At 41.8% G+C, this 12,021-nt stretch carries 8 protein-coding genes; 4 read left to right on the forward strand and 4 right to left on the reverse strand.

The genetic code is table 11. The features are described from left to right. Positions 1-9: 9 nt before the first annotated feature. Positions 10-3,096, forward strand: a complete 3,087-nt coding sequence (locus AB1S55_RS11145; RefSeq protein ID WP_370978234.1) for a glycoside hydrolase family 9 protein — start codon at positions 10-12, stop codon at positions 3,094-3,096. 253 nt (positions 3,097-3,349) lie between these two features. Here AB1S55_RS11145 and AB1S55_RS11150 read toward each other — a convergent pair whose 3' ends face one another. From AB1S55_RS11150 to AB1S55_RS11165, 4 genes are all read right to left on the reverse strand, one after another. Further along, positions 3,350-3,970 (reverse strand): DapH/DapD/GlmU-related protein, encoded by a 621-nt coding sequence (locus AB1S55_RS11150; protein WP_370978235.1) that lies wholly within the window; start codon positions 3,968-3,970, stop codon positions 3,350-3,352. A 183-nt stretch (positions 3,971-4,153) separates the two neighbouring features. After that, positions 4,154-5,563, reverse strand: coding sequence for an MFS transporter (locus AB1S55_RS11155; protein WP_370978236.1), 1,410 nt, complete (start codon positions 5,561-5,563; stop codon positions 4,154-4,156). Between the two features lie 11 nt (positions 5,564-5,574). Continuing rightward, positions 5,575-7,698, reverse strand: a complete 2,124-nt coding sequence (locus tag AB1S55_RS11160) for a peptidase domain-containing ABC transporter (protein WP_370978238.1) — start codon at positions 7,696-7,698, stop codon at positions 5,575-5,577. Position 7,699: 1 nt separating this feature from the next. After that, positions 7,700-8,926 carry an HlyD family secretion protein gene (locus AB1S55_RS11165; RefSeq protein WP_370978239.1) on the reverse strand — a complete coding sequence of 409 codons (1,227 nt, stop codon included), beginning with the start codon at positions 8,924-8,926 and terminating at the stop codon, positions 7,700-7,702. A 457-nt stretch (positions 8,927-9,383) separates the two neighbouring features. Here AB1S55_RS11165 and AB1S55_RS11170 point away from each other — a divergent pair, with 457 nt between their 5' ends. The 3 genes from AB1S55_RS11170 (at position 9,384) to AB1S55_RS11180 (ending at position 11,909) form a co-directional block, all read left to right on the forward strand. After that, positions 9,384-11,162, forward strand: a complete 1,779-nt coding sequence (locus AB1S55_RS11170) for a hypothetical protein (RefSeq protein ID WP_370978241.1) — start codon at positions 9,384-9,386, stop codon at positions 11,160-11,162. A 1-nt stretch (position 11,163) separates the two neighbouring features. Further along, a complete protein-coding gene (locus tag AB1S55_RS11175; protein ID WP_370978242.1) occupies positions 11,164-11,574 on the forward strand; it encodes a hypothetical protein in 411 nt (136 codons plus the stop codon). Between the two features lie 149 nt (positions 11,575-11,723). Further along, entirely contained in the window at positions 11,724-11,909 is a 186-nt protein-coding gene (locus tag AB1S55_RS11180; RefSeq protein WP_370978243.1) for a hypothetical protein, read from the forward strand. Positions 11,910-12,021 lie beyond the last annotated feature (112 nt).

The following is a 12,021-nucleotide window of genomic DNA, read 5'->3' on the forward strand; positions in this document are numbered from 1 at the left end:
AGTTTGATTGTGAAAAACTTTTTTCTTAAAAGCTCGCTAGCGGTGGCCGTAGCCTCTGCAGCATTTAGTGCGCAAGCAGCCACACCTAATTATGGTGAAGCCCTGCAAAAGTCGATTTACTTCTATGAAGCACAGCAAGGCGGTGTGCTGCCTAGTTGGAACCGTGTTGAATGGCGTGCTGACGCTGTTCTTAACGATGGCGCCGATGTGGGTGTCGATTTGAGCGGCGGCTGGTTTGATGCCGGTGATCACGTTAAATTTGGTTTCCCAATGGCGGCATCTGCCACCATGCTGGCATGGGGTGTGATCGAAAACCCTGAAGCCTATGAGCAAACGGGGCAAATGAAACATATTAAAAATAACTTGCGTTTTGTTGCAGATTATTTTGTTAATGCCCACCCTTCAGACAATGTGCTTTACGGCCAAGTTGGGACTGGTAGCGACGACCATGCATGGTGGGGTTCACCAGAAGTTGTACACTTAACTAGTCGTGCTGCTAGTAATCGCCCAAGTTACAAAATTGATGAAAACTGCCCAGGCTCTGATCTTGCAGGTGAAACATCAGCTGCTTTAGCTGCTATTTCAATGATTTTTCAAGATGATGATCCAGCTTACTCGGCCAAATTAAAAACTCATGCCGAGAGCCTCTATCAGTTTGCTCATACCTATCAAGGTAAGTACAGTGACTGTATTACCGATGCAACTGCATTCTATAACTCTTGGAGCGGCTATAAAGATGAGCTGGTTTGGTCATCTATTTGGATGTATCGCGCTACCGGTGAGCAATCTTACTTAGATGCCGCTAAACGCGATTACGCTAATCTAAATACTGAGCAACAAAGCACGATTAAGTCTTATAAGTGGACTCACGCTTGGGATGATAAAGGATATGGCTCTTACGTATTGATGGCGAAATTAACTGGCGAGCAAGAGTATCGTGATGATGCTGAGCGCTGGTTAGATTATTGGAGTACAGGCTACGAAGGTCAGCGTGTTAATTACACCGCAGGTGGCCTAGCTCAGCTTGATACTTGGGGAGCGACTCGCTACGCAGCTAACACCAGTTTAATTGCCCTTATTTACTCTGATTACCTAAAGGCTGAGAATATCTCTTTAAGCAAAGCGCAAAATTATTACGACTTTGCTGTAGGCCAAATGGAATACATCATGGGTGATAACCCTGCAGGGCACTCTTTCCAGATCGGTATGTCGGACAATGGGCCTAAAAACCCTCACCATCGTGGAGCTCATGGTACTTGGGCTGATAGTTTAACGGTTCCTGCTGAGAGCCGTCATTTGTTAGTCGGCGCTTTAGTTGGTGGCCCCGGCACAGGTGATGCGTATTCTGATGACCGCGGTGACTACATCGCTAATGAAGTAGCAACCGATTACAACTCAGGCTTTACTGGTGCACTTGCGCGTTTGTACCTTGATTTTGGTGGTGATCCTATCCCTGAAAATCAGTTCCCTGCTCCAGAAGTTCGTGATGATGAATTCTTTATTGAAGCAAAAACTAATGCTACAGGCCCTCGTCATATTGAAATCGGCGCGCGAGTTTATAATCGCTCGGCATGGCCTGCGACTAATTTAAATGAAGCTAAATTACGCTACTTTATTGACTTAAGTGCTGAGATGGCTGCAGGTTATAGTGCCAACGACATCACCGTGAGCACGGCTTATTCGCAAGCGAGTAGCTATACTCAGTTAATGCCATGGGGTGATCCTGCTGACAATATTTATTACACCGAAATTGATTTCAGCGGTGTTGATATTTTCCCTGGTGGCCAAAGCGATCATAAAAAAGAAGTGCAGTTCCGTTTAAGCTTACCAACGAATACCAACGCTTCAGATTGGGATAACTCAGCAGACCCATCTTGGGACAACTACAGCAACGCCTATAAAAAAGCACCTCGTATCGCCTTATACGATGGCAGCACTCTTGTTTGGGGTGAAGAGCCTGGCGCTTCTTGTGGTGGTGACTCTGGTGTGAACTGTGCGCCAGTGGCTGACAACGTTGTTGTGAGTACCGAAGCTGACATGGCGGTTGATATTATGCTTAGTGCTACAGATGCTGATGGCAGCATTAGCAGCTACGATGTATCTAGCCCAGCTCACGGTACACTTTCAGGCTCTGGCAATAGCTACACCTATATTCCTGATATGGGGTATTTTGGCACTGACGTCTTTACTTATACCGCGATGGATAATGCCGGTGGTGTATCTAATCAAGCGACTATTAGTGTATCGGTCAGTGAGCCTGTTGTTCCTTCTGTGCTTATTAACAGCCCAGCTAATGGCAGTGATGTTTATACCTCTAGCACGGTTAGCTTAAGCTTTACCGTAGCCAATGCCGCGAGTGTGGATGTCTTGGTAGATGGTGTGAAAGTGGCCAATAACCTAACAGCTAACTCTGTTCAGTTTGATGCTCCAGCAAACGAAGGCATGTTCACGGTTGAGGTGATTGCTCAAGATACTAATGGCAATGACTTAGATGCTTCAGCTAGCCTAGAGCTAAATGCGATGATGGCACCGGCTAATATTGCTCCCGTTGCGGACTTCAGCTCAACCGTTACAGGTTTAAATGTACAGGTTGATGCATCTGCTTCCAGCGATGCTGATGGTGATCAGCTTACTTACACATGGGACTTCAACGGTACAAGCGCAAGTGGTGTTAATGCAACACACAGCTTTACTGCTGCTGGTACTTACGCTATTGAACTGACGGTTTCTGATGGTATTGACAGCGACACTATCAGTGACACCGTTACTGTAAGCGCACCAGTGGGTGGCGGCTTACAGTGTGAGTATGTGGTTTCTAATGAATGGAACACCGGTTATGTCGCGGTTATTCGTTTAACTAACAATGGTGACGAAGTGGTTAATGGTTGGAACGTAAGCTGGTCTTACCCCGCTGGTTCAGACCGCACTAATGGTTGGAATGCTGTTGTTACGGGTAATAACCCTTATAGCGCAAGCAACTTAAGTTGGAATGCTAAGATTGAGCCTGGTCAAACCGTAGAATTTGGAATGCAAGGCAGCAAGCCAAATGGCAGTTCTGCTCCAGTTCCTACTGTAACCGGTGATCTTTGTTTGTAGGTTTTTGTAAGTTAACCCTTCAGGCCTGATGTTCATCAGGCCTATCTCCTCTTGCTAGTACTTTTGCCAGGTACCCCGTGCCTGGCTTTTTTATGCTTTATACAAGCGCCTTGTTTTCTGGTTAATAAAAAATCTGTTTGTAATTGGAGGCGATAACTAAGAAGGTATGAACTCGTGCTCGGGTTTGTATTTGAGCGTTAACGAGAATTTTATCGGTGCCTTATCACTAAGATACCGTTGAATTAATTAATAGTTAGGGTTTCCAGTCTACATTTTCTTTGATGAGCTTAGCTGGAACACCACCTACTAGAGTGCGCTCAGCCACATCACGTGTCACAACAGCTCCTGCTGCAATGACGGCTCCTTTACCTATGGTCACGCCTTTGAGAATGGTGGCATTCATACCTATCCACACATGGTCACCAATAGTAATTGCTGCCGCTTTGGATTTACCGCTACCTATATCGTGATCGTCGCTATCTCTTATGCAGACATGTTCACCAATGGCAACACCGTGACCAATGTGTATTTTTTTAGAACAGTAAATGGTGGACTTCATATTGATGAAACCGCTGCCCAGCTTTAATTCTGCACCGTGTAGGAGAACAAGGTGGCAGCCTGTAAAAATCTCAAAGTCTTTGTCTACTTTAATTTGTGCATCAGCAGATACGGTTAAGAGTGAGTCATAGTAGCGAAAGCCATGCCAGGCTTTGCCAATATGCAAGGTACCACTACCTGTCATGGTTGAGGCTTTTGATACATTTGCTTGTACTTTGGGGTAATAAAAAAGCTGTGTTGAATATATGCGATAGTCCGAGCTACGCAATAATTTAAATGAAATGAAATTGAGTACTTTTTTTATGCTTGCTTTCAAGATGACTCCAAGGCGACCGACATAATGGTGCTCTGGTTTTATTTTGGTAATGTTCTAGCTTATGGGACAGGTATTTAAGTGGCCTACGAATAGGATAGGTTTTGTTGTGTTTATAGTAAATTGCGCTTCGCGGTTACATACCGTTGAAGCGCAATGAAATTAAACATAGTTAACGATCAGTTTTTAGACCCATCCGCGTCTTAATTCTAAACTTTCGCGAATTTCAGAGCAGCGCTGTTTTGATAGCGGATAAAAGCCCATAATCCAGAAACAGATAGAGTAAAAAATAGTTGGAACAAGAACATAATTAAGCTTCATATTTGCTAATAGTTCAGCTGATGGTGGATTCTTTGAGGTACTATCAAAACCAATAATACTTAATAAACTGCCGGTGAAAAGCAAACCCAGTGATATGCCTAGTTTGCACATCCAACTCATCGCACCTGATACAACACCTTCACGCCGTTCTCCTGAGCGATGCTCTTCCCAATCACACACATCGGCTTTTAAAGAGGCTACTGCCACCCAAAACGCGGCATTAGCGGCACTTGCAAGAGGTAGGGATATAAGTGATAGATAGGGGTTTTGTGGGGTGATGGTAAACCATTGAATCGCATTAAAAATGGCACAGCATAATAAGCTGTAGCGAGCTAATGTTGTTTTATCAATATCGGATAGAAAGCGCATAGTAAATGCTGCACCTAATGTTGCGCCAGCTATCGCGAGTGTTCCGCCGTAGCCCCCAAGAATAGTGGCAGATTCAGCATCACCACCAAAAAGATAGTAGGTGCTAACATAGAATCCTAAAGAGCCATTTAAAAATATACCAAATAAATTTAATGATGCCGCGGTGGCTAGAAAGAGTAGGGGTTTGTTCTTGGTAATGACGGATAAAGACTGCTTAAAAGTGACTTTAGACTGTTCCTTAGCTAACGAGCGATAGCGTTCTCGGCATCCTATAACGGTAATAAATCCGGCTGCTACAATGAGTACGCCAACGACTAATGCGGTATATCTAGCGCCCTCTAAAGGCGAATCGAAGATATCCCAGTACATCATTGCTGTAAGCCATGGAATCCCAAGGCCAATTGGGCCTTTTAAGGTTTCTCGGAAGGCAAAAAGACGATTTCTTGCTTCATAACCTGGTGTTAGTTCTGAGCCCAAAGATTCGTATGAAACAGTAAAAATAGTGTAAGCGGTATAAAATAGAAAGAGGGTGACGGTAAAATAAATAGCTGAAAATAAGTCGCTTGCTTGCTCTGGAACTAACCAGATGAGTTGCAGCGTAATTGCAGTTGCGATGGAGCCGATAAGAATAAATGGCTTTCTTCGGCCGTATTTTGAGCGGTAATTATCAGTAACTCTACCAATAAATGTATCGGCAAAAGCATCCCAGAAACGAGCGGTGGCCATAATAGTGCCAATAACCAAAGGGCTTACACCGAGAACAACGTTATAAACAATCATTGCCATTAGATTCACACTTTGGATAGCATAAAAGTCGGCGGCTAAACCTGTAGAATATGCAAATTTTTGCCTTAAAGGCACTTCATCATTTACTGCTGTTAGTTCCTGCTCATGTGCTTTGCTCATGTGAAATCCTTTTAGGAGGTATGCTTCAGTTTATAGTCGGCTTTTGTAATATCTTCTCTTAGTGAGAAATCGTAGATCCTGTCTGACATTAAAATGGTTTCAGGTCTGTGTGCTATTACTACTCGGGTGATAGCAAGTTGATTTAACGCTTGATTGATCAGTGTTTCTGTAGCGGTATCTAGATGGCTTGTGGCTTCATCTAAAAAAAGTATTTTAGGGTCTTGATATAGGGCTCTAGCAAGAAGTATTCGCTGTGTTTGCCCTCCTGAGAAAGCATTACCCATATCGCCCACTAGGGTTTTTAAGCCCATGGGCATGTCTGCTATTTCGTCAAATACGTGGGCTAATTGAAGGCAGCGAGTGACTTTTTCAACATCAATCTTTTCGTCAAAAAAGCTAACATTTTCTTCTACTGAACCAGATAGAAGCACGTCATCTTGCATGACAGATGCACAAATAGAACGATAACTAGCAAGACCAATTTTTTCTATATCTTGCTCGTCAACAAAGATATTGCCTTCCGTTGGTTTGAGTAGTCCTGCCCATACTTTAAGCAGTGTACTTTTACCAAAACCAGATGGCGCAATAATCGAAATACTTTCGCCGTGCTTAACCTTTAAATTCACCTCGCTAAAAACAGGGGCTTCGCTCTCAGAATATTGAAAGGATAGGTTTGATATGCTTAACGCCCCTTTAGTTGTTTTCTTGTCTTCAAGATAGGTTGTTCGGCTGGCTGTTTCTTGTTCAGTCAGTGCGATGTCGCCTATACGATCCATATGTAAACCGAGCATTTTAAATTCGAAATAAACGTTAATAAGTGAACGTATTGTTCCTGAAAACTGTCCACGCCAGGCTACAAATGCGTACAGCATGCCAATGCTAAACTCATTTTCAATAACAAGTAGAGCGCCTATCCATACGATGGCAATACTTTCTATGGACGAGGTGATGCCATCTACCATGCTATAAGCAATGCGTAGTTTTTCACCGCGAATATATTCATTCATGGAGTCAGAAAACTTTCGCTGCCACATCGATATACGAACCTCTAAACGGTTGTACATCTTTAAAGGCATGATTGCTCGTAATGTCTCGATGAAGTGACTGTTTTCCTTTGCCGATGCAACAATTTGTTTCTCTGTGACCGCGCGCATTGGGTAGAAAAATATCATGCGATAAGCCAGATATACGAATACTGAAAAAACAGCAATGGCGGCAAGCTTGGGGCTGTATAAGAACATCATTATTAGCGTTGTAACAACCATAATGCCGTCTAAGACTGCACCAATAAGAGAGTCACTGACGGCTCGTTGTAGACTGCCTACAGAACCAAAGCGAGAAACAACATCTCCCACATGGCGCGACTCAAACCAGCTGAAAGGTAACTTTACTAAATGGCGAAATAGACCAGAGGTAAGTTGGTAATTAAAACTGGTACCCATATATAGTAGGGCCCATGATCTCACTTGACTAATGCCAACACTAAAAAATGAAAGTAATAAAAAGCCTATGCCTAAGGTGTGCACAAGGTTCTTGTCGTTATTTACAACGGCACTATCAACGACGAGCTGCATGTAATAGGGCATGGCGATGCCAATCGTTTGCAGTACCAAAGATAGAATTAAGACTTGAATCAAGCTTGATTTTAAACCGTGAATACTTTTAGCGAAGTCCCATAGATTGATGCGTTCTTTTTCAATCTTTTTTTCAAAAGAAGGTAGTGGGACTAACTCAAGTGCAACGCCGGTAAAATGCTTAGATACATAGTCGGGGCTGTACTTTCGTTCTCCAAGTGCCGGATCTAGAATGGTTATACTGTTCTTTGATGCCTTGGTAATAACCACAAAGTGGTTTAAATCCCAGTGAAGGATAGCTGGAAGTTTGATAGCTTCGAGTGCCTCCATATCAATACGCAAGGGTCTTGTATCTAGCTTAAGATCTTCTGCAACGGCCATTAGTTGGCTTAAAGTGGCACCTTTAATACTAATGGCGTGTTCTTTGCGTATTTCGTGAAGGCCTATTTCATGTCCGTGGTAGCTCAGCACCATAGCGAGACAGGCAAGCCCGCATTCGGCAGCCTCGGTCTGCAAGACCAGTTTTGCATTCTTTCTTGATGAAAAGTTAAGTGCGCTCACCTTAATACCCTTTTAAACTGAGTAAAGGCTCAAAAGCCCAAGAGATAATAGAGCGCTTGTCTCCGACCATATTGGCTGAGAATGTCATTCCTGCACGCAATTCAATGGTTCTATTTCTTGTGTTAACAGTTTGCTCTTCAAGCGTGGCTTTAACTAAATAAACTTGCTGAGCTGGATCTAGCTCGCCATTGTTGATTAAGCTTTTTGAAATAGATTTGTTGATCGCTTTAAAACTGCCAAATTTTTGAAATGGAAATGCGTCATATTGTATTTCTATCTCTTGTCCAACTTGGCTAAAACCAATAGCGCGTGAAGGGACACGTAAATGAGCTTCTAGCTTACTGTTTTCTGGCAGAATAGATACTAGAGGTGTTCTTAGATCTACTCGTTCCCCTGGTCGAGCAAGTACCACACTGATTGAGCCTGATATAGGGGCCTTAACAACATAAAAGGAATTGGATTTGATTGTGATTAAGTTACGCTCTAGCTCCGAAATACGCTGTTCGTCACGGCTTTTGGCTTGCTCATGCGTAAGATCAATAGCTTCTAAATCGTGTTCAAGATTACTTATACTTGAGTCCGATGATGTTATTCTAAACTTGGTATCATTAAGTGCAATGACAGCTTGAGACAGCTCTATTTTTTTTAAGTTTAACTCGGCTTCAGACATCTGCTTGTTTTTATATAGGCGAGCATAATTATTTAGATCTTTTTTGATTATTTTGATAAATAATTTTCGTTCTTGCTCTTGGAGGAGAAGTATTTTTCGCTCGTTGATTTTGGATGTGAGGGTATCCTGTAGTTTTCTTTTTTCTTTTCTATGAAGCTGTTCAGAGATAGCAATGTCATCTTGTATGTTTTTAATGTTTGTTTGGATGTTATGAGAGATTTGGCTGCTTATATCGCCACTAGTACTGGATTTTTCTGATCGAACTTCAAATAAAGGATCACCTTTGCTAACAAAGCTGCCTTCGTCAACAAGTTGTTTGGTGATGTATCCCCCATACTCACCAAATACATGGCTTAAGCCTTTGTCTGGTACTAAATAGCCTGACACACGCTCGCGATGTGTGTACTGCCCAAGGACCGCAAACCCAACTAACGTAATAAGTAATACTAAGGAAAGAAGAACCAAAAGTCGTAATGAAGGTGGTTGAGCTATAAGTGTATCGCTATACCAATGCTGACTTTGGGTGTCTAGAGCTTCCTTTCTAAATAATGTCGACACTCTACATCCAAATAGTAAAGTTAATTAATCCAATAAATGAGCGTGTTTTATTGCTCTATTTTTTTTGGGGTGTATTAGCGATCTCAGTGTTATTCACTGCTAAGCATTTTTCATTAAGTAAAGCTGGGGCTTTAGTATTGGTTTCATTGTGCTTGCCAATTTAACGTATGCGTTGCTGTGTTTGGCGCTTTTTATTTTGTGTCATAGCATATATTCCGATATTTGCATGTCAACAGTTGATATTTATTGGTTGTGGATACAATTAGGCGCGGTGTTTATCGCGCCACTTGTTGTTGTAATGGCGTCAAATATCATGTCTGTGCTTGTAAAAAAAAATAATAAGGTGTTAGTATTTTTTCGCCTTTTGATGTTTTCTTGCTGATCTTCATAAAAATAAAATTATTTTTGGCGTGATATTCATCTTTCAAAAGGGATGGCAGGAAGCTTGGAGAATAAAATGTTGTCAGTTAGTCAGTTTAAAGAATTAAATATTCCCACGACGTGTACAAAATTTAAAAATGCAAAAACCATGTGGGTGAATTCCGAAGCTATACTTTCGCTTCCACCTGAATATCACCACTTAAAAAATAGTGATGCGTTCTGTGATACATTCGCTTACGGAATTTCTGGTACCGAGTGCTTTGAGGGCTTGGAATTTGATATTAATGATACGCTTACAGTACAAGCTGAGCGCTATGGTGGGGCGGGAACATTGGCCCATGGTGGCGGGGTTCGAACAGGTACATTTGATCGTTTTCAGCTCAAAGGAATAGGTTCAAATATTCTTGAAGGTAAGATGTTACGTTTGCACCATTCCTATGGAGGAGCAGACCTAAAAACCTCTCTGCAAGAGGTGATAAGTACGCTTGTTTTAGATGAAATTCTACCTTTAGGTACCGTTGCTATATACGGTATTATTCATGTCTCTGCTGAAGCTGGTTATCACGTTGCTCATAACCCTGAAACCTATGGTCCTGATGACTATTACCTTAAGCGCGGCGACGGAATTATTTTAGTCCGTGAGGCATTTATACGCCCAGCTCATTTCATTCAATGCCCTATATTTCAGCCTATATCAAAACAGATTCGCGCCAAGTCGGATACTGGTCGAACGCGTATTGCTAATAAACGGCTGAATGAATTGCTCGGTGGTAAAAATGGTTATATCCAGTTTATGGGTAAATATTTGTCAGCAAGCGCCAATCAGTTAGCTTTTGCAAAAATATACGGTATAGCCCACAACGCACTCAGCCCATCAAACATATCGCTCGATGGACGCTGGGTTGATACATGGGAAACAAACTATGGAGTGGGGCGCTTATACAAATCTGATCTCAATCCTTCCTTGAATTTTGAGCAAGAGAGAATCATTGCTCAAGTTCAGGAGTGTGTTCTTAGCTTCGCTAAATTTAATCGGATAGAGCTAAACCCTGACGTACTATCCAAATACTATATCGAGCAGTCTCAGGCCTATTTTGAATATTATATCCCATTCCTTTTAGGGCTTGACGGTGTTGACCTTTCTGACCCTAAGATTAAATCTTGCATCGAGGTTTTATCTAAAAAAATAAGCTCCGATGTCTGCTCATTGGCTATGGGGCTTGAATCGTATTCAGACCGCTACCAAAACTCCCTGCTTGTTATTTTTCTGTCAGAATTGTTTTCTTCTGCTGTGGCACTGTATGAAGAGGGGGGGGAGCGTGTGTCGGTAGAAACCTCTGCGTGTCTTGAACTATGGAAGCAAGCTGCAAAAGAAGCCGGTGTTAGCCAAGAAAATGTACTTCATTTTGCTATGTCAAAGATCATTGTTTCAATGCGTCGAGCATATTTCGTAAGAATTTTTAATATGGATTCCTACGTATATTCTAATAGTGATGAAAGCTTAAAAGAGTACGTTTATAAACAGTGTGATTCTGATGATAAGTTTAACTGTGTTCCTAGGTTTATCGAAGGGGTTAGAGAGTCGATAAAGTGGATTATGGCGACACCGGTTGACTCTGCGGTTGTGTTGTTTGAAACATGCTCCATAAAAGTTACCTTCGATTATAGTGATTCTAAATATACTTTTGTGGACCAGTATTTAAATAAAACATTTTTGTTTTCCTCTTTTGATGAATTGAAGGGGTTTTTACATAGTAGGCATAAGGATCTTATTTTGTACGGTCATGACTTTACTGGTTATCTCGAAGTGCTTGATCGTTTACTAGTGAGCGAAGAGTTGGAGTGTTTGGTTTAGTATGTTTTTAAATATTAAAGAAGAAGATTCTTTTGCTGAAGCGATCATGCTGCGCGCAAACTCGGGTTTGAATTCTAGCCCTCATGATGTAAGCCTGCTGTCTAATTGTGCCCACCGTGGTTTGTTGGTGATTTTACGTACTGCAGATGGTGTGCCAGTTGGTTATTACACCATTGCAAGAATTACAACCGAAACCATGAGGGCTAAACTGATTAGACCTTCTTATTTGCGTTATACCTATGAATGGGATGATGGCTATTTATATTGGCTTGATTCGGTGGTGTTTGCCCCTGGAATGGCTCGTGAGGCAAAACCTTTGTTGCTGCGTGATTTAAGGAAAATGCGATTTTTAGCTTTTGAAAGAAATGGCCAAACTAGAATGTACTATCAAGCAAAGCGGGTAGCGGCTTAGCTGGTTTTCTAAATATAGATTTAAGGTGAGAATATAACCCTAGTTTATTTTAGTAGGGTATAAAAGAATTCCTTCTTTTTGGGAGGGGATATGGAAGCAACTGTCTTTGGTTGCATAAATTTATACAATAAATGATTAAGGAAATTATCATGGAAATTCGTGAACTTAAGTTAAGTGAAATTGAAGCTGTATCTGGTGGTTACTACTGTCCTTCTACTAGCTACTACCCGTACTCTGGTGATGAAGGTCACACTGGTCCTACTACTACTCCTTCAAATCCTACTACTCCTTCAAATCCTACAACTCCAACTTATCCTACCTATACTGGTGAGTAAGTTTGTTGCTAGCTTTTCCTTTATTTTAGAATAAAGGTGGGTGGCCGGGTACTTTGTAACCCGGCTATTCAAAGTTTGCATATTATTTACTGCATTGCTTGTTACGTCTCGT

Origin of the sequence: Agaribacterium sp. ZY112 (assembly GCF_041346925.1) — a bacterium.
In the GTDB taxonomy this organism is placed as follows: domain Bacteria; phylum Pseudomonadota; class Gammaproteobacteria; order Pseudomonadales; family Cellvibrionaceae; genus Agaribacterium.

Excerpts from the sequence above, each read along its gene's own strand:
- AB1S55_RS11155 (WP_370978236.1), bottom strand. The coding sequence starts at position 5,563 with ATGAGCAAAGCACATGAGCAGGAACTAACAGCAGTAAATGATGAAGTG.
- AB1S55_RS11170 (WP_370978241.1), top strand. The coding sequence starts at position 9,384 with ATGTTGTCAGTTAGTCAGTTTAAAGAATTAAATATTCCCACGACGTGT.
- AB1S55_RS11175 (WP_370978242.1), top strand. The coding sequence starts at position 11,164 with ATGTTTTTAAATATTAAAGAAGAAGATTCTTTTGCTGAAGCGATCATG.
- AB1S55_RS11180 (WP_370978243.1), top strand. The coding sequence starts at position 11,724 with ATGGAAATTCGTGAACTTAAGTTAAGTGAAATTGAAGCTGTATCTGGT.